This window comes from Comamonas humi (assembly GCF_054782535.1).
The window spans coordinates 182,096-200,269 of the sequence record NZ_BAAGSH010000016.1 but is presented as its reverse complement, the minus strand read 5'-3'; the positions used below and the strand labels follow the sequence as shown (position 1 = coordinate 200,269).

At 66.6% G+C, this 18,174-nt stretch carries 17 protein-coding genes; 7 read left to right on the top strand and 10 right to left on the bottom strand.

Translation table 11 applies throughout. The annotated features are described in order from the left end of the window. Nucleotides 1-59: 59 nt before the first annotated feature. The 5 genes from ACYVKR_RS16830 (at nucleotide 60) to ACYVKR_RS16810 (ending at nucleotide 5,487) form a co-directional block, all read left to right on the top strand. Nucleotides 60-569 carry a GtrA family protein gene (locus tag ACYVKR_RS16830; protein ID WP_460482089.1) on the top strand — a complete coding sequence of 170 codons (510 nt, stop codon included), beginning with the start codon at nucleotides 60-62 and terminating at the stop codon, nucleotides 567-569. Then, nucleotides 566-1,399: a glycosyltransferase family protein gene (locus tag ACYVKR_RS16825; RefSeq protein WP_460482088.1), complete on the top strand. Its 834-nt coding sequence runs from the start codon at nucleotides 566-568 to the stop codon at nucleotides 1,397-1,399. Before ACYVKR_RS16830 ends, ACYVKR_RS16825 begins: the two co-directional genes overlap by 4 nt. Then, nucleotides 1,399-2,877, top strand: a complete 1,479-nt coding sequence (locus tag ACYVKR_RS16820; protein WP_460482087.1) for a hypothetical protein — start codon at nucleotides 1,399-1,401, stop codon at nucleotides 2,875-2,877. The genes ACYVKR_RS16825 and ACYVKR_RS16820 overlap by 1 nt, the downstream gene beginning before the upstream one ends. Before the next feature lie 139 nt (nucleotides 2,878-3,016). Next, a complete protein-coding gene (locus ACYVKR_RS16815) occupies nucleotides 3,017-4,186 on the top strand; it encodes a glycosyltransferase family 4 protein (protein WP_460482086.1) in 1,170 nt (389 codons plus the stop codon). Next, nucleotides 4,183-5,487, top strand: a complete 1,305-nt coding sequence (locus tag ACYVKR_RS16810; protein WP_460482085.1) for a hypothetical protein — start codon at nucleotides 4,183-4,185, stop codon at nucleotides 5,485-5,487. Before ACYVKR_RS16815 ends, ACYVKR_RS16810 begins: the two co-directional genes overlap by 4 nt. 32 nt (nucleotides 5,488-5,519) lie before the next feature. Here ACYVKR_RS16810 and ACYVKR_RS16805 read toward each other — a convergent pair whose 3' ends face one another. From ACYVKR_RS16805 to ACYVKR_RS16785, 5 genes are all read right to left on the bottom strand, one after another. After that, nucleotides 5,520-6,491: a glycosyltransferase family 2 protein gene (locus ACYVKR_RS16805; protein ID WP_460482084.1), complete on the bottom strand. Its 972-nt coding sequence runs from the start codon at nucleotides 6,489-6,491 to the stop codon at nucleotides 5,520-5,522. Nucleotides 6,492-6,501: 10 nt separating this feature from the next. After that, nucleotides 6,502-8,196 carry a glycosyltransferase family protein gene (locus tag ACYVKR_RS16800; protein WP_460482083.1) on the bottom strand — a complete coding sequence of 565 codons (1,695 nt, stop codon included), beginning with the start codon at nucleotides 8,194-8,196 and terminating at the stop codon, nucleotides 6,502-6,504. Nucleotides 8,197-8,208: 12 nt separating this feature from the next. Then, complete coding sequence (locus ACYVKR_RS16795; RefSeq protein ID WP_460482082.1) at nucleotides 8,209-10,194, bottom strand: tetratricopeptide repeat protein; 1,986 nt, start codon at nucleotides 10,192-10,194, stop codon at nucleotides 8,209-8,211. 103 nt (nucleotides 10,195-10,297) lie between these two features. Beyond that, nucleotides 10,298-10,699 carry a YkgJ family cysteine cluster protein gene (locus ACYVKR_RS16790; RefSeq protein ID WP_460482081.1) on the bottom strand — a complete coding sequence of 134 codons (402 nt, stop codon included), beginning with the start codon at nucleotides 10,697-10,699 and terminating at the stop codon, nucleotides 10,298-10,300. A gap of 40 nt (nucleotides 10,700-10,739) precedes the next feature. After that, on the bottom strand, nucleotides 10,740-11,612 hold the full coding sequence (locus ACYVKR_RS16785; RefSeq protein ID WP_460482080.1) for a LysR family transcriptional regulator: 873 nt from the start codon (nucleotides 11,610-11,612) through the stop codon (nucleotides 10,740-10,742). 100 nt (nucleotides 11,613-11,712) lie between these two features. On the opposite strand from ACYVKR_RS16785, the gene ACYVKR_RS16780 reads away from it, so the two are divergent. Both ACYVKR_RS16780 and ACYVKR_RS16775 read left to right on the top strand, forming a co-directional pair. Beyond that, nucleotides 11,713-13,224 carry a nitronate monooxygenase gene (locus tag ACYVKR_RS16780; RefSeq protein ID WP_460482222.1) on the top strand — a complete coding sequence of 504 codons (1,512 nt, stop codon included), beginning with the start codon at nucleotides 11,713-11,715 and terminating at the stop codon, nucleotides 13,222-13,224. Between the two features lie 72 nt (nucleotides 13,225-13,296). Continuing rightward, nucleotides 13,297-14,517 (top strand): class I SAM-dependent methyltransferase, encoded by a 1,221-nt coding sequence (locus tag ACYVKR_RS16775; protein ID WP_460482221.1) that lies wholly within the window; start codon nucleotides 13,297-13,299, stop codon nucleotides 14,515-14,517. Nucleotides 14,518-14,635: 118 nt separating this feature from the next. Here ACYVKR_RS16775 and ACYVKR_RS16770 read toward each other — a convergent pair whose 3' ends face one another. The 5 genes from ACYVKR_RS16770 to ACYVKR_RS16750 all read right to left on the bottom strand — a co-directional run bounded on the left by ACYVKR_RS16770 (nucleotide 14,636) and on the right by ACYVKR_RS16750 (nucleotide 18,034). Next, nucleotides 14,636-14,872, bottom strand: coding sequence for a hypothetical protein (locus ACYVKR_RS16770; protein WP_460482079.1), 237 nt, complete (start codon nucleotides 14,870-14,872; stop codon nucleotides 14,636-14,638). After that, on the bottom strand, nucleotides 14,872-15,420 hold the full coding sequence (locus tag ACYVKR_RS16765; protein WP_460482078.1) for a ferritin-like domain-containing protein: 549 nt from the start codon (nucleotides 15,418-15,420) through the stop codon (nucleotides 14,872-14,874). The genes ACYVKR_RS16770 and ACYVKR_RS16765 overlap by 1 nt, the downstream gene beginning before the upstream one ends. Before the next feature lie 124 nt (nucleotides 15,421-15,544). Then, nucleotides 15,545-16,195 (bottom strand): DUF924 family protein, encoded by a 651-nt coding sequence (locus tag ACYVKR_RS16760; RefSeq protein WP_460482077.1) that lies wholly within the window; start codon nucleotides 16,193-16,195, stop codon nucleotides 15,545-15,547. A gap of 39 nt (nucleotides 16,196-16,234) precedes the next feature. Beyond that, nucleotides 16,235-16,885: an exosporium glycoprotein BclB-related protein gene (locus ACYVKR_RS16755; RefSeq protein WP_460482220.1), complete on the bottom strand. Its 651-nt coding sequence runs from the start codon at nucleotides 16,883-16,885 to the stop codon at nucleotides 16,235-16,237. A 477-nt stretch (nucleotides 16,886-17,362) separates the two neighbouring features. Further along, on the bottom strand, nucleotides 17,363-18,034 hold the full coding sequence (locus ACYVKR_RS16750) for a hypothetical protein (protein ID WP_460482076.1): 672 nt from the start codon (nucleotides 18,032-18,034) through the stop codon (nucleotides 17,363-17,365). Between the last annotated feature and the right edge of the window lie 140 nt (nucleotides 18,035-18,174).

Below are 18,174 nucleotides of genomic sequence, written 5' to 3'. Positions count from 1 at the left end.
CCTCTTCCCTACCTTCACTGCAGTTTCTCCCACCACATAAAACACAACAGGGGTATAGCGTGCTGACGCGACTCGTCCATTTCCTGAGTGAGCTGGCGTACAGGATGCTGCGCGGCCACCTGCCTTTGTCGCTGCTGTCGTTCCTGACGGTGGGCTCGCTGGGCGTCGTCGTGCACATGGCGGTGCTCAACCTGTCGATCCGGACCTGGGCACCCAGCTTCCTGTGGGCCAATGGCTCGGCCATGCTGGTGGCGGCGACCTTCAATTACTCGCTGAACAACGAAACCACCTTCCTGTTCAAGAAGCTCCGCGGCCGGCAGTGGTTTCTGGGCTATCCCATCTACCTGCTGGTCACCTCGCTGGGGCTGGGCGTGAGCCTGCTGGCGTCCAACACCTTGTACCAGAAGATCCACATGCCCATGGTCGCGGCGCTGGCCGGCATTGTGCTGGGCGCGCTGTGGAATTACCTGATGACCCAGAAGTTCGTCTGGAAGCTGCTGCACAAGGAGCAGCCGCAAGATGGCGACAACCAAGCATCCCTGCCGCCCCCTGGGCGCCCCCAACCATGAAGACCCTCGTCTTTTCTGCCACCTACAACGAAGCCGGCAACGTCCGCAGCCTGCTGGCAGGCATTGCTCAGGCCGCGCCCCATGCAGACATCCTGATCGTCGACGACGGCAGCAAGGACGGCACGGCCGCCGCCATGCGGGAAATGCAGCTGCCTCAGCTCACCATCATCGAGCGGCCCGGCAAGATGGGGCTGGGCACGGCCCACCTGCTGGCTTTCCGCTATGCGATGCACCATGCCTACGACGTGCTCGTCACCATGGATGCCGATGGCTCCCACGAGACCTCCAGCATCCCCCATCTGCTCGGCAAGATGGACGGGCCGCATGACTTCGCCATCGGGTCGCGCTACGCGCCGGGTGGCAGCTGCGACTACTCGGGCTATCGCCTGCGCGTCAGCCAGGCGGCGAACCTGGCAGCCAGGCTGCTGCTGAACATCCGCCTGACGGAATTCACCACCTCGTTCCGGGCATTCAAGGTCGCCCGGCTGCAGGAGCTCCCGCTGTCACGGCTGGACATGGGCGGCTACTCCTTCTTCCTGACCACCGTGGTGGAGTGCGCCCGCCGGGGATTCCGGATGACGGAGATTCCCATCCATTTCCGCGAGCGTGGCTACGGCAGCTCCAAGATCCCGCCTTTCGAGATCTTCCGGGGGATGCAGAACCTCCTGAGGCTGGTGTTCGTCAAAGCATGGGGCCGGCCGCAAGGCAGGCAGCAGGGCGATATGCAGGCCTGCGCTGCCTGTGGCACTACCTATTCGTGGATCTCTCGCCAAGCCGACAGTGTCCCGGCCAGCCATGGTGTCTGCGTGCGTTGTGGGGTGCGCTCGTGATGCAATCGCGGCCCGCCGCCATCAACAAGTCCGGGTGGACGCTCGACCTGCTCCTGCTGGTGCTGCTGGCCGCACTGGCGGGATGGCTGTACCCGATGTCCAAGACCCTGGCCGGCCTGCAGGACGGCGACGGGATACTGACCAGCCTGATCTCGACCCAGAAGCTCACCTGGTATTTCTGGGGCCAGGACCGGCTGCTGAACCTGCTGCCGGCGCTCGCCTACCCCGTCACCGACGTCGAGGCCAACGCCCACTTGCAGATCTCCTTGCGTGCGTTCATGAGCGTCCTCGCCCCGGCGGGCCTGCTGGCGCTGCTGCAAAAAGACAGCCGATCCCTGTTCCTGCCTACCGCGGTGGCAGGGCTGCTGCTGGCGCTTTCGCTGTCCAGCCAGTACGCGCTCTTCAATCTCTACGTGCAACACAACCCGTTCAGCACCTCCCTCGTGCTCTTCGGCATCGGTGCGATCGCTTTGCGCGGTGGCTGGGGGATAGGCCGCGTCCTGCTCGCCGTTGCCACGGGCTTTCTGGCGTATGCCACCAACTTCGCGCTAATGACGCTGATGGTGCCTGTGCTGGGATTTCTGCTGCTTCTCAACCCGGAGTCGAGGGCCTACCTGACCCGGGTATTCGCCGTCCAGCTCATCTGTATCGTGCTGGCCTACCTGCATGCCAAGCTCTTTGGCGAGGCAGCCACCTCGTTTGGCATCCACCCATCCTGGCAGGCCGTGCAGGCCGCTTGGGGCATCGTATCGACCCATGTGCACTATGGCTGGCTGCTGGCCATGGGCCTGGCGGCCAGCGCCGCCGCAGTGCGGCTGCGAACCCAGGAGGCTTTGCTGGTCTGGCTGTTGGCCCTCGCTATGCCCTTCGCCATTACAGCGCTCAGCGCACTCACCTGGGTGCAGATGAACCAGTTCAACATCCGGTATTTCCTGGTTTTCATATTGGCCTATTGCAGCTTCTGCACCTATCTGCTGCATGCCTGCTTTGCAGGGGCCATCAAGCGTCCGCTCCAATGGCTGCTGGCCCTGGGCTGCCTGGCCTATGTCTTCACGGTGACGCTCGGGGGCCTTTCGCCACAGCCCCGCGAAATCGTGTCCCCCGCCTGGCGGACCCAGGCCCAAACCACGGCATCGGTCGCTATTCAGCAGCATGCCAACCTGGTCGTCGGGGAATTCTGGGACACCTGGCCCGTGGTCTTCTTTGCCAATGCCAAGTCGCAGGATGGCCCCCCCTCCTCATCCCAGGTCTACGGCGTCACCTACCGTGGGCATGTGCTTCGCACCCAGTTGCTGGAGCGCGGCCGGCACGGTGAACGGCTCCAGGCACTCTGCCTGCAGGACACCCTGGACCAGTGCGCCAAGCTCACCTGGGACCATCTCATCCAGGACGCACACTTCCATATCGTCAGCCAGAGCGTGCGCTCCATCCCCATCGGGAAAAAAATGGGGCTGTTGTATGAAATCGCCCCAGATTGAATCCCGTCGCGCATGACGCCGCAGGCCGCACCGCGGCCTGCATTTTTGATGAGCGCTCCGTTTCACGATATAAAGTCGGCGATTGTGAAAAACGATTTCATCCGGCCCCAGCGCACTCCAGAGCCCTGGCTCCTCCTCCATGAAACTTGATGTGATCCTGGCAGCCGATGCCCTGCGCCCCCCGCTGACCGGCATTGGCCGCTACACCTACGAACTGGCCAAGCGCCTCACACGCCATACCGATGTAGAGCGGCTGCGGTATTTCTCCATGGGCCGTTGGTTGGCCGACCCCCTGGCCGATCTGGACCGCCCTCCATCCAACGAAGCCAGCCCGTCCAGGCCCGAACGCGCCTCGCTGCGCACCCGGCTGGCCACCAGCCGGCTGGCTGTGCGGGTCTACAGCAAGGTGACCCCCGCGCTCTTCGGCTGGCAGCTGCGGAGCAACCGGCAGTCCATCTACCACGCGCCGAACTACATCGTGCCGCCCTTTGGCGGCAAGACCGTCAGCACGGTACACGACCTGTCGCACATCCTGCACCCGCAGTTCCATCCGCGGGCACGGGTGGACTATCTGAATCTGTCTCTGGGCGACAGCCTGGCCCGCACCGACCATGTGATCACCGTGTCCGAGGCAGTGCGCCAGGAAATGATCGAACGCGGACTGATGCCGGCGGAGCGCATCACGGCCATCCTCGAAGCAGCGGACGCTGCATTCCATCCCCATACCCCGCAGACGCTGGAGCCGGCCATGCAGGCCTTGGGCTTGCGCGTGGGCCAGTACAGCCTGTTCGTCGGCACCGTGGAGCCGCGCAAGAACGTGGAACGGCTGATCCAGGCCTATGAACTGCTGCCAAAGGACATGCGCCGCGAATGGCCACTGGTGGTGGCCGGCGGCAAGGGCTGGAACTCCGAGGCCATCCACGCCCGCATGGCCAGGGCGCAGGCCGAAGGCTGGCTGCGCTATGTGTCGTTCGTGGACCAGCGCTGGCTGCCCGCGCTCTACGCAGGGGCTCGGCTGATGGCCTACCCGTCGCTGTACGAAGGCTTCGGCCTGCCCATCGTCGAGGCCATGGCCAGCGGCACGCCGGTGCTGACCTCCAACACCTCGTGCATGCCCGAAGTGGCCGCCGGTGCGGCGAGGCTGGTCGATCCCCTGGACGTCGAGGACATGGCGCATGCCCTGGCCGAATGCCTCGGCAACGAGGCATGGCAGGCCGAGGCCAGAGCCAAGGGGCTGGCTCGTGCCGCCGGCCTGTCGTGGGACCGCTGCGCGGCGGAAACCGTGGCGGTCTACAAGCGGCTGGCATGAACCTTCGCCCCAGCCACCGCGCCTGCTGGCCCGGTCTGGCCACGGCCCTGGCATTTGCGCTGCTGGCATTGGCATTGCGAAGCTGGGGCAGCTACCCCATCTGCCACAACGACGAAGTCAACTGGATCGGGATTGCACGGCAGCTGGATCAGGGCCAGCCCTGGCCGGTTTCCGGCCCGGCGTTCATCCAGGCCGTTCGCGAGCTGGCTTGGCAATTGCAGACCAGCCACGCCCAGGCCATTTCACTGATCGGCATCGGCGGTGTCTTCGTCGCGGTACTGCTGCTGCTGTGGGGCTACCGCCGGCTGGCGCTTGCCGGCACCGCCGCCACGCTGGCCATGCTGGCACTGTCCAGCTACTTCTGGGCGCCGCTGCTGGAGGCGCGCCCACAGCAGTGGGGCCAGATCCTGGTGTTCTGCGGCACCATCTGCTGCTGGCTGTGGCTGCACCGGCGCGGTGGAACTGCTTTCTTCCTGGTCCTGCCGCTGATCGCATTCACACATATCCTGAGCCACGCCATCCTGCTGTGGCTGTGCAGCGTGCTGGTGCTGGCCGACTATGCCGAGAACCGGCCGCTCACGCGCCGCCATCTGGCCGTACTGCTGGCGCTGCTGTTCAGCCTGCTCACCTACCTGTGGCCTGGCGGCCCGTATGCCGTGATGCTTCAAGACGTCGAGCAGAACCACCTGCACCGCCTGCTGGTATGGGCACCGCAGATCGGTGGCGCGCTGCTACTGGCGGGGCTGATCGCCATCGGCGTGCAGCGCCAATGGCACTGGCGCCCAGCCTGGTCGCAAGCGTTGGCGCGAACGATGCTGCAGCGCAAGACCGCCGCCCGCCTGAGCGCCCTGGCCATCATCCTCACCGCGCTGGCCCTGCAGGCCATCTTGCTGCCCACGGCCGCCTGGCGGCCCTATGGCGGCTCGGTCTGGCTGTTTATCTGGTGCCAGACCGGCAATGTGCTGTTTGCCGCTTTCTTCGTGCTCGGGCTGCACCACTTCATCCAGGGATTGCTGGCGCAGGAGCTGGACCCGCTGATGGGCCGCCTGCTGGTCTGGGTGCTGGTGGCGCTGGGCGCTCTATCCCTGGTGGCCGTCGTGGCCTCGTGGTGGCTGCTGGATACCAATTGGTTCCTGCGGGTGCTCAACTATGGCCTGCTGTTCGCCGCCATCGTCGCCGCCCTGGGTCTGCAGCGCCTGCGGATCACCCGCGCCGCGCCGCTGGCCTATGCGCTGCTTCCGCTGGGCTGCCTGGCAAGCCTGGTCTTCGTGCTACGGCCCCCCTGGCTTCTGGGCTGCTAGTTAATGGCCAGATGATCAAGACCGCTGGCAGGTCAGGCCAGTTCTCCCAGCTTGCGATGCGACGTGGTGGGTTCAGACGCCACGTCGAATCCGATGAACGCCAGGCACAGCTGTACTCCCAGGATGATGGGCAGCGCGCTGGCCATCACGGTCCCCGCGGGGGTGGTGGTGCCCTGCAGCATCGACTGGAGCCAGTGGAACAGCCCGAACAGCGTCCCGCCGCCTACCAATGCCAAGCCCAGCGGCAGCTCCAGTGATGCCAGAGACATGCCCCTCAAGTAGTAGTTATAGAAGATGCGCTTGACGAGATTACGGATGTGCTTGAGCGGGAATTCCGTCAGAACCCTGGATATCTTTAGGTTGCTTACTTCGGTTTCGTATTTGGCATCCATCGGGATATCAAGCACCACGGCGCGGATGGTGTTCAGGCGAAACAGCATGTCCGTCTCGAAGAAGTAGCGCCGGCTGATCCGATCCAGCGGCAGCTGTGCCGCCGTGGCCGCCGCGATGGCGGTGTAGCCGTTGGTGGGGTCGAAGCTGCTCCAATAGCCGGACGACAGCTTGGTCATGAACGACAGCACGGCATTACCGAAGATACGGATCCTGGGCATGCGGCTGATCTTGTCCAGGTAGAAAAAGCGGTTGCCCTTGGTGTAATCGGCGCTGTAGTTCAGGATGGGAGCGACGAAGCGCGGGATCAGCGTGGGATCCATCTGCCCATCACCATCGATCTTGATAATCACCGCATCGCCCTGCGCAATGGCCGCCCGGTATCCTGCCATCACCGCACCGCCCACGCCCAGGTTGACCTCGTTGTACAGCACGCGCACGCGCGGGTCGGTGCTGTGGGCTTCGACAAAGCGGCCGCTTTGCTCGGGGCAGGCATCATCCACCACGTAGATGGAGTGCACTTCTGGCCCTATCTCCTGGAGCACGCCGAGGATGTGCCTGGTCACCTTGTAGCAGGGAATGACGACAGCAATCTTGGATGGAGCTGGATTCATGGATGCTCGTTTATCGTGGTTGTTGCACCAGGGAGAGCTGCTGCGGCGCACCGTCGACGAGACACGCACCCCACATGCGGGGCGACGTACGCAGCCAGCTTTGCAGCGCATCGCCCTCCAGGTGGAAAGTCTCGACTCGCAGATCCAGGCAGGGCATTCCAAAGAAAGAAGCCACCCAGGCACGCCAGTTGCGCCGCCGCTGCCCGGAAGCCGCCATGGGCCCAATGGACAGCTCCTTAACGCCCTGCTCCAGAGCCAGCAGCTGCACCATCTCCACGGCATCGGACAGGCTCAGCCCCTGCGCCAGCCCATCCGCAAGGTCGATCACCAGCCCATGCGTGCGCCAAGGCTCAGCGGCTGCGGCATCGCCCGAGAGGTTGATGAGCAGGATCTGCTCTTCTCCCCCAGGCTGCGCGGCAATGTGTGCCGCCAAGTCGGAAGGAGAAAAGGCGATCCACACCTGCAGCCGGCCCCCGGCCTTCAACGGACTATGCTGGATGGCAACGCCATCGATGCGGTCGAGCAAGCGCAAATAGACATTGCGGATGCCCTGCTCGCACTGGGCAATGGTGAATTGGCTCTGGGTGGCTTCCTTCGCTGATTCGCCCATGCGGCTCAGCTGCGACTTGGATGCCAGGCACTGCTCGATGGCACGCTTCCAAGCCTGCACCTGATCGGGAGCGTAGCAGCGGCCGCCTTCTGCCTGGCTCACCACCCACGACATGCCCGAGCCTTCCAGATCCGACACCATGCAGGGTTTGCCGTGCTGCATGGCCTCGACCAGTACCAGGCCAAAGGCCTCGGTGCGTTCGCGCGACGCCAACGCGAACACGTCGCAACTGTTGAACAGCGCGTGCTTTTTCGCCTCGGACACCGCGCCCAGCAACTCGACGTTGGCGCAGCCTTGCTCCGCACGCTCCTTGGCAATCAGCTCCTCCAGCATGGGACGCTGCTCGCCCTCGCCCGCAATGACAAGCTTAACCGTGGGATGACCCGCCACGGCGGAGACCAGAGTGTCGAAGCCCTTGTAATAGGTGAGCCGACCCACCGAGAGTATGCGCAATTCGGCATCGCCCCATTCCGCCACCGGCGCAGGCGCTGCAGGGGCCGCATGCTCCTGCGCCAGAGGCTTGAGCCCCAGCGGGATGGCAATGGTCTTGTACAGCCAGCGCTGCAGGGGCTTGCTGGCCGCCATGTAGGGCGGCGAAGTGGCCAGGATGGCCTCGCTCAGCTGCAGCAGCTTGTACTCGAAAGGACGGTACAGCTGGTAGCAGGCGGACAACAGCCAGTCCCAGCGGCTGATGAGCACATCGGAATGCCAATGCACCACCCAGGGGATGCGCCGCGCCCCCGGCACCACCAGTGCCCAGAAGGCCGCATTGTTGGGCATGTGCAGATGGATCACATCGGGCTTAAAGCGCCGGATCGCGCGCCACAGCGCCAGCGGAAAACCTACGGCAATGGGAGCGAACACCAGCTTGATCTGCACCGGCACGCGCAGAACCCACTCGGGGTCATTCGGCAGCGGATCTCCATGCACCAGGGCACGCGCGTCGATGCCGCTGGCGCGCTGCTGCTCCAGCAGGTCGGCCAGGAAAGACTCCATGCCACCGCGAAATGGCGGGTAGTACTTGCCAATATGCAGCACGCGCAGCGGCCGGGCAGCGGGATTGCCGGAGACAGCGGAGAAATCGCCTTGCAGCATGCAGCTCCGGTCTTATTTGCCGGCGCCGCCGGCGGCACGCAGTTGCTGCAGCATGCCCTTGTACAGCGGGTTGGCCGGATCCATCGCGCTGGCCCGGGCCAGGTGCTCGATGGCGGCCGCCACATTGCCCTGCTCGCGGTACACCAGCGCCTTGCCGTACAGCGCGGGCGGGTTGGGCTGGCGGGCCAGCGATTCGTCGAAGATGCGCATGGCCTGCGCGTAGTCCTTCTTGCCGATATGCGCAATGCCCAATCCCACCACGTAGCGCGGGTTGCCGGGCTGGGCCTGCAGCAGCTGCTGGTAGTTGGCGATGGCCGTGTCGTAGTGCCCGGCGGGAATGGCCACCTCGGCCTGCTCCACCAGCATGTGGCTGCGCAGCTCGTCGGGCGGGTTCAGGGCCAGCGCCTTGGCATAGCTCTGGAATGCGGGCTCCAGCTGGCGCATGGCCTTGTACGACACCGCCTCGTGGTAGGGCAGCGCGGCGTTCTTGAAGCCCTGCTGCTCGGCGGCAGCAAAGGCCTTCACCGCCTCGGGGTAGCGCTTGAGCAGCTCCAGCGTCATGCCCCGGTTGAACTGGGCCGAGCCCAAAGGTTCGCCCAGCGCCACCGCAGTGTCGAAGTCCTTCAGTGCCTGTTCGTAGTTCAGTTTCTCCAACCGGTCCACACCGCGGTTGAGGAAGGGCCGCCAGCGGCCGAAAGCATTGAAGGGCGCTTGCATGTCCACCTTCTCGGCGGCATCGCCCCAGGCAGTTTCGGGAGTCTTGAGCGACACCATGCGCTCCACGGCCAGTACCGACAGGCCCAGGCATAGCACGCAGGCCAGCGCCACCATCACCCGCCGCGGAAACAGCAGCAGCACCAGCGCAAACAGCGCGGGCAGGAACATCGCCCACAGGTAGCTGCGGTACAGCACGAATGGGTCCTGCAGCCAGGTGGTGATGAACTCGGTGGCGAACAGCATCGCGCTGCACACCACCACCAAGCCCACCAGGCCCCAGCCGTCTCGCCGGCGCAGCAGCAGGACCACGCCCGCCACCACCAGCGCCACGAAGCCCAGCGCGCCCACCAGTTGCGGCATCGCGGTGAAGCTCACCGGAAACGCCGGCCGCAGGTCCATGGACATCCACTGCACATTGGGCAGCCACCACAGCAGGCCATAGTGGAAGAACTGCGCCGCCTGGTTCATCACGCTCAGCGGATACACCTTCGAGACAATGCCAGGAAAAGCTCGCTCCAGTTGGTGCAGGTAAGCCCCCGAGGTTTCGTCAAATGCCGCAGCCCCGACCATCACGCCGAAGCGGCTCCACAGCAGCGCCGCGAGCACGGCCAGCACCAGCGCCGCGCCGCCCGTCACCAGCGCCACGGTCCTGATGCCGGGGCGCTTCACGAAGATATAGAGCGGCAGGGCCAGAGCCGGCAGCACCACCGCGTACTCCTTGGACATCAGCGCCAGCAGCACGCACAGCAGCGCCACCGCGGCCCAGGCCCAACTGCGCTGTGCCAGCGCCTTCACATAGGCCCAGCAGGCCAGCGCGGAAAACAGCGTCAGCAGGACGGTGCTGCGCTGCAGCAGGTAGCCCACCGCATACACCGCCACCGGATGCACCGCGAACAGCGCCACGCCGGCGAAGATGGCGATGCGCTGGTTGCGTGCGAAGTCGGGGTCGGCCAAGGCATCCTCGGACCACTGCACATGGCGGAACAGTTCGGTCATCAACAGCCAGATGGCGGCACAGGTGGCCAGGTGCAGCAGCACGTTCAGCACGCGCTGGCCGGTGTAGCTCTCGCCCAGCAGCGGCTGCAGCCAGGCGAAGCTGCCATAGGACAGCATGCGCGGCTGGATCTTGAGCAGGCTGCCGTACTGGCCGAGGATGGTGCCGTCGGTCAGGCGCGCATCGTCGAACACCAGTTCGTTGGACAGGCCCATGCCATAGATCACGCAGACGCAGGCCAGCACGCAGGCGATGCCGAGGGCGGGAAGCAGTTTGGACTTGGTCATGGACACCATCAAAAAAAACCTCGCACCAGCGAGGCGGACATGCGCCGGCAAGCGCCGGCGCCATCTTTACACGATTTTAACGGGGCCGATCCCGGTGCCGGCATCAGCCCCGCCCCTTGGCGCCATAGGCGCAGTAGCCCGGTCGCGGCCCCTTTTGCGGGTGCAGGCGGCAGGTTTCAGGGCGCCGCTCATACACCGTGCAGCGGCGCGTCTGCGCGTCGAGGAAGCAGCAGTCGCCGCCGGCGCGGCGCGCCATGGTGAAGATGCTGTGCTTGTGGTTGAAGTGGTCGATCAGTCCGGCCTTTTCCAGCCGTTTAGCGATGCGCTTGGGCTCCTCGTGCTCGGCCTCGAAGGGATCGACCACACCCAGCCGCACCAGATCGGGCAGGCGCACCTCCAGCGGCATGGTGCAGCAGTTGGCGGCGCAACTGTCACACAGGCCGGCGCGGTAGCGCGTCCAGGTGTCCAGGCGGTCGACATCGACGAGGCGGATGGAGGATTTCATGAAAAACAGATTGTTACGCGCATGGATGCAGCGCAGGCAGCTATTGTAAATATAGTGCCTGCCCTAGACCGCCCCCCTGCGCGGCCAGCGCACGCAGGCCTTCGCGGGCGCGCAGCAGCACGGCGCCGTCGTGCGCCGCCGCGTAGACCACCGAAGCCGCGTGCGAGAACTGCGGTGCGCCGGGCACCGCGAACAGCCGGCCCCGCTCCAGATAGGGCGCCACCGTGCCCGCGCGAAAATAGCCCGCGCCGCCCACGGTCAGCACATAGTGCAGCGCCAGCGGCCCCAGCGAGATGGCGACCGGCGGATTGGCCAGCTCGGCGAATGCCGCCTGGTGGTTGACCGCGAAGCTCGGCCCCCAGTCCACATACACATAGCGCTGCGCATCGAGCCGGCCGCCGGGCTCGCTGCTAACCAGCACCAGCTTTTCCTCCAGCAGCAGCTCGCACACCAGGCCGGCGCGCTGCGGCGGGTTGTAGAGCACGGCCATGTCTAGCGAGCCGTCCTCCACCCGGTCGAGCAGGCGCGGCGGCGCATCCACGTCGGCGCGCAGCGCCACGGCGGGACAGGCATGGTGCATCCAGGTGAGCCATTCGGCCAGCAGCGGCTGCCAGATGCTGGGCTCGGCCCCGACGCCGATGCCGTGCTCGCGCCCCGGCGGCAGCGCCACCTGCTGTCGCGCGCGCTCCCAGCCCTGCACCATGCTGGTGGCATGGCGCACGAAGCGCTCGCCGGCCGGCGTGAGCCGCGCCCCCGCCTTGTTGCGCACGAACAGCGGGCGGCCCAGTTGGTGCTCCAGCGCCCGCACCCGGGCGCTCACCGCCGTCTGCGTTACATGCAGGCGCTCGGCGGCGGCCACGAAACTGCCGCTGTCGGCGATTTCGAGAAAGGTGCGGGCGAGGTCGATGTCCATTTCAGTGCAATATTATTGCTTTCAACAAGAATAATATTTCGTTTGCATGCATTCAAACCGGTGCGCATGATGAAGGCCTGTGCTTGACCACCCCGCCGCCATGTCCGATCCGCTTGACTCCCCCGCTTCCCTCCTGCCCGCCACCTCGCTGTGCCAGCTGCTGGGCTGCCGCCATCCGCTGATCCTGGCCGGCATGGGCGGCGTGGCGCGCTCGGAGCTGGTCGCCGCCGTGAGCGAGGCCGGCGGCTTCGGCTTTCTGGGCATGGTGCGCGAGCCGGTGGCGCTGATCCAGAGCGAGGTGCAGCGCGTGCGCGAGCGCACCGGCCGGCGCTTCGGCGTGAACCTGATCCCCGCCGCCACCGAGGCGCGCCTGCTGCGCCGGCAAGTGGACCTGTGCATCGAGCTGGGCGTGCCGGTGGTGTGCCTGTTCTGGGACGTGGCGCATCAGGTGATCGAGCGGCTGCGCAAGGCCGGCGTCATCGTCGTGCACCAGGTGGGCTCGGCCGCCGAGGCGCTGCTGGCACAAGAGGCCGGCGCCCACGCGCTGATCGCCCAGGGCGTGGAGGCCGGCGGCCATGTGCGCGGCCGCCAGCCGCTGGACGCGCTGCTGGCCGACGTGCTGCCGGTGGTGCACATCCCGGTGGCCGCGGCGGGCGGCATTGCCGACGGCCGGCGCGTGGCGCAGCTGCTGGCCCGGGGCGCGCAGGCCGCTGTGCTGGGCACGGCCTTGCTGGCCACGCGCGAGTCCTTTGCCAACGATTACCACAAGCGCCGCATCGTCTCGGCCGAGGCCGGCGACACGGTGCTGACCGAGGCCTTCCACATCAACTGGCCGCCGCACGCGGCGGTGCGGGTGCTGCAAAGCAGCGTCACGCGCGGCGAGCGCGGCAGCCCGCAGGCTGCCGGGCGCACCCAGATCGGCGACGAGGAAGGCCGGCCGATCTACCTGTTCAGCACCGATTCGCCGCTGCGCTCGATGACGGGCGATTTCGAGTCGATGGCGCTGTATGCGGGCCAGGGCGTGGACAGGATCACCGCCATCGAGCCCGCCGCCGATTGCATCGCCCGCCTCGTGGCCGAGGCCGGGGCGGCGTGGCCACCCGCGCGGGTGGCGGCAGCGGCCGGCCCGGTGGAGCTGAGTTCGCCTGTGTGCTATGCCGCCGAGTTCGAGCGCGAGCGCAACGCGCCCCTCATCACGCGGCTGAACGAGCTGCTCGAGGCCGAGCGCGCCGGCGTGCGCGTGACGGTGCAGACGCTGGCGCAGATCGAGGCGTCGCGGGCCCCTGCGCTGCATGGCCTGGTCGAGGCCATCCACCACGACGAGGCCCAGTGGTGCGTGCTGCTGGTGCATGCCATCCGCGACCTGGGCTGCAAGCCGGGCACGCGCACCGGCGACTTCCACGCCCGGGCCATGGCCATTCCCGACCTGCACGAGCGCCTGCGGTTCCTCAATCGCGGCCAGGGCTGGGTGGCGAAGAAGCTGCGCGAGCTGCTGCCGCTGGTCGAGGAAGACCCGGCGCTGCACCGCGGCCTCACGCGCATGCTGCACTCGCACGAGCAGAACCTGGACAAGGTCAACCAGGCGCTGGAAACACCCGCCGCCAGCCGCTGACGTCAAACCGTCATCCGGCGGCGCGAAACTCGGATTGCACATGCCCGCGCGGTGCGGGCCATGGAGATTGCCATGCTGTGGGAGAAGCAACTGTCGCAATGGGCGGGCGAGCTGCGCGCCCAGGCCAACCTGCCGGCCCGCCTGGTGCTGTGGAACGGCGAGCAGCTGGATTTCGGCAGCTTTGCCGAGCCGGCCGTCACGCTCAAGGTCAACCATGCGTCGGCACTGCCGCTGCTGCTCGACCCCAGCCTCGACCACCTGGGCGAGGCCTACGTCAAGGGCCAGATCGACTTCGAGGGCCAGTTGCCCGACATCATCCAGCTGGGCTATGCGCTGGCGCGCAGCGCGGTCGGCAGTGGCGGCAGCGCCAGCCGGCTCGCGCGGGTGGCGCGCTACTTCACGCACACCAAGGCCAGCGACCGCCAGGCCATCCAGTACCACTACGACGTCTCCAACGACTTCTACCGCCTGTGGCTGGACCCGGGCATGGTCTATTCCTGCGCCTATTTCGAGCACGGCGACGAGGACCTGGCCACCGCGCAGTTGCAGAAGATCGACCACATCCTCACCAAGATCCAGCTGCGGCCCGGCCAGCGCCTGCTCGACATCGGCTGCGGCTGGGGCGCGCTGGTGCTGCGCGCGGCCGAGCAATTCGGCGCGCACTGCGTGGGCGTCACGCTGTCGCAGAACCAGTACGACCTGGCCAGCGCCCGCGTGCGCGCCGCGGGCCTGTCCGAGCGCGTGGAGATCCGGCTGCAGGACTATCGCGACGTGCAGGGCCGCTTCGACCGCATCACCAGCGTCGGCATGTTCGAGCACGTGGGCCGCAAGAACCTGCCCATGTACTTCTCGCGCGTGTGCGAGCTGCTGGCCGACGACGGCGTGGCGATGAACCACGGCATCACCTCCACCGATCCGGACAGCGGCGACACGGCGCTGGGCGGCAGCGCGTTCATCGACCGCTATGTCTTTCCCGACGGCGAGCTGCCCCACATCAGCCTGGCGCTGGAGGCCGCGCAGCGCGGCGGGCTGGAGGCCGTCGACGTGGAGAACCTGCGCCGCCACTACGCCCGCACGCTGGAGCTGTGGACGCAGAACTTCGAGGCGCGCACGCCCGAGATCCGCGCGCAGGTGGACGAGGAGAAGTTCCGCATCTGGCGCGTGTACCTGGCCGGCTGCGCCTATGCCTTCGAGCACGACGACGTGGCGCTCTACCAGATCGTCTGCCGCAAGGCCGGCCGCAGCGCCGGCACGCTGCCGTGGTCGCGCAGGTATATGTACGAGGGCCGTTGACAGCTATACAAAAAGGAGCTTCTAGCGCTTGATATGCAATGGTTTCAAAATCATTTCATATTGAAATCAGCTTACAACAAGCGCTAGCAGCTCTCTTTTTTGATACAGCTTCGCCGCCTCAGTCGACCGCGAAGCCGGCCTCGGTGAGCTGCACCTCGCCATAGGGCCCGGTCTGCAGCCAGCCCTGCTGGTGCGCATATTGCAGCGCCGCCTGCTGCTCGGGCTCGCTGATCTGGTGGCGCACCAGGTCTTCCGTCAGGTCGGCCACGCTCAGGCCGTCGCCGGCGCGCAGGCCCTGCTCGTTGACGAGGATGTACAGGATGCGCTTGGCATGGGTTTCGGCGGGGGTGGTCATCACTTGGCTTTCTTCATCCAGTCCGAGAGTTCGTCGGCGTGTTCCTGCTCCTGCTCGAGGATCTGCTCGATCATGCGGCGCGTAGTGTGGTCCTTGTCGCCGATCAGGTCGATGACCTGCGTATAGGCCTCGATGGCCACACGCTCGGCGACCAGGTTGGCGCGGATCATCGCGTGCAGGTCCAGCTCGTCGTTGTAGTCGACGTGCGAGCGCTGCGTGAGGCTGTCCGGGTTCAGGTCCGGCTCGCCGCCCAGCTGCACGATGCGCTGCGCGATGCGGTCGGCATGCGCCTGCTCCTCGTTGGCATGCACCAGGAACTCGTTGGCGATCGCCGGCGACTCCAGGCCCGTGGCCGTGAAATGGTGGCGCTTGTAGCGCAGCACGCAGACCAGCTCGGTGGCCAGCGAATCGTTGAGCAGCTGGATGATGTCTTCGCGCCAGGGGCCGAAGTCGGGCGTCACGGCACCGTCGTCCAGGCTTTGCTTGGCGGCGTCGAGGCGCTGCTGGTCCAGAACCAGCGGTTTGTGGGGCGAAGTCGAATGGCGCATGGAGGCATCCCTTTCATCGTGGTGTGGAGGTTTGCATCCAAGGTAGCGCGCAGCGGGCGGCGCCGCTGTGAGACAGCTTCGACAAAGCGCGTACGCCCGCGCTGCGCCTGAGCGGCCCCGAGGCTCAGAAACCGGCGCCCGGCTGCGCCAGGTAAACCGCCTCGTCGGGCGTGCCGGCCCGCCCCAGGATGGCGTTGCGGTGCGGAAAGCGGCCAAAGCGCGCGATCACCTCCTGGTGGCGCCAGGCGTAGTCCAGCGTACCCTGCACGAACTGCTGCAGGTCCGCATCGCCCGATGCCTCCGTCGCCTGCGCCAGCGCCGCCACGGCCAGCACGCTGCGCCGCTGCATCGCCGGGTCTTCGGCGTGCTCCAGCGGCAGGTAGAAGAAGATGCGCAGCACCTCGGGCAGTTGCAGGTCCATGCCCGCATCGATGGCGCCCAGGGCCAGCGCCAGCGCCTGCCGGTCGCCGGCAAAGGCCTGCGGCGTGCCGCGGTGGATATTGCGGGTGAACTGGTCCAGCAGCAGGATCAGCGCCAGCCGCTCCCACGGCTGCGCGGCCCAGCCATCGAGCCGGCCATCGAGCGCCGCCTGCACGGTGGCGCCGAAGCGCTCGCGCATCTCGGCATCGAAGGCGTCGGATTTGGTGAACCACTGCTGGCGCTGCTGCAGCGCCCGGGCATTGTCCGGGCGGGCGGCGCCCAGCCAGAAGTGGAGGATGTCGTCGGCGGCTGCGATGGCAGGCGCGCTGGGGGGGACGGAGGGAGGATTCGGCATGCCCCGGTTATACCGCGGAGCATGCCAGTGCGCCGGGCCTCAGTTGATCGCCACACCCGCGCTGGCGTAGCCCGTCACCGCATTGATGAGGGTCAGACCAGCGGCCGTGCTGGAATAGACCATCAGCAGGCGGGTTTGCGCCGTTACGGGGATGCTCAGTCCGGTGGTGATGCCGGATGCCACCGTGCCAAGGGCCACGATTCCCGTCAGGGGTGGCGCCAGGCTCACCATCGCGCCAGGCACCGGGGTGAAGGTGTTGTCGGGCGTGGTCGACTGGTAAAGCTGTGCGGTCACGGTGATGGTGGTGCCGACCAGAGCCAAGGCCACCGTATTGCTGAAAAAGGCCGACATGGATGTGATGACCCCGTCCCGGGGCATTGAGAACGCCTGGTTGAGCAAGGTTCCTGCAGCTCCCGTGAGATCGATGTTCGAGCCAACCAGAGATACACCCGTCGCGGTGCTGCCAAAGCCCACCAGGGAACTGGTTCCGACCAAGCCACCGGCAATGGTCGTCATGACAACCGGCGTACCCGATGCGAACGGAATGATCGCACCGGCTCCGGCGGCTCCGGTGGTGCCCTGCGGACCCGCAGGACCGACGGGACCTTGGATACCTGCAGAACCCGCAGGGCCCGCCGGACCTTGAGGGCCTGCCGGGCCGGCAACACCTGCAGGGCCTGGCGGCCCCATGATGCCCATGGGACCAATGGGGCCCACCGGACCGGCAGGACCAGCCACCCCCTGCGCGCCCACGGGACCAGCCGGCCCCTGCGGCCCCGTGGGGCCCGCCGGCAGGGCACCGCTGCCATCAGCCCCAAAGCCCGCATTCGCGGCGCAGGGCCCGACCTGGCCTGAGGCATTGAAGCAGGTGATAACACTCTGCGGCGTGGACGCCGGCAGCGTGGGCAGCAGCACGTTGTCGCTGGCGCCCTCGCCAATGCGCATGCGCGTGGCCGAGCCAGCGCTGTCCTGCACCACGAAGCCGCCGGCGGCCGGCGGCTTGACCGTGATATCGGCCGCCCAGGCCAGCGGAGCAGCGGCCAGCAGGCCCGCCCCCACGGCCCGAATCAGTGCAGCTTGCAAACGGGAGTGCGCCCATGGTTTTGCCGAGATCATTCCAAGTCCCTTCCTGAGATGGTGAATCTGTCTGGTGTATGTGTGCCGGCTTCAGCGGCGGGGCGCGTACTGTCGCGCACGGCGCCGGCCCCAGGCCGCCACGCCGCCCAGCAGCAGCGAGAGCCAGCCCGCGCCCGCCATGCCCAGGCCGGGCACCGGCACTGCCTGGCCACCGGGCGTGCCGCCCCCGCATTGGGCGGGCGGCTGCCTGGCAATCCAGATGCCAGGCCCCAGCGTGACGTTGGCCAGATTGGGAGCAGGTGCATTGGGGCCCAGCAAGATGCCGGCGCAGGTCGGGCCGTTGATGGCGACGGGCGTACCGTTGCCGCCGAATGTGAGGGCGCCGTTCACCGCCGTGACCACCGTGTTGGGGCTGGGCAGGACGACGGTGACCGGTGAATTCGCGTTCTGGCCGCTGATGTCCAGGTTGTTGAAGGTGGTGGCGCCGCTCAGCTGCAGGGTGCTGGCGCCGCAGCGGTTGCTGAGCCTGACCGTGCTGCCCGCTGCGACAAAACTGCCGTTGTTGGTCCAGTCGCCATTGACGTCCAGCGTGCCGGACGGCGATCCGTCGATGGTGCCGCTGTTGCTCACATTCCGGATCTGGACGATCGAGCCGCCATTGAGGGCCACCGTGCCACCGCCCTGCACGATCAGGTCGGTACAGGCCAGCGACTCCTCGCCATTGGCCGCCACGGCATGGACGGCACCCGCGTCAACCGTCAAATCTGCCCAGGCGGATGCACCCTGGCAGAGCGCAAACGCCGTCACCGCGATACCGCGAGCACGTGGAAAAAGTCGCATACAGCCCCATCCCTCGTTCACAGATTTTGACAAAGATGGGCATTTGTATTTTTTTATGCCAA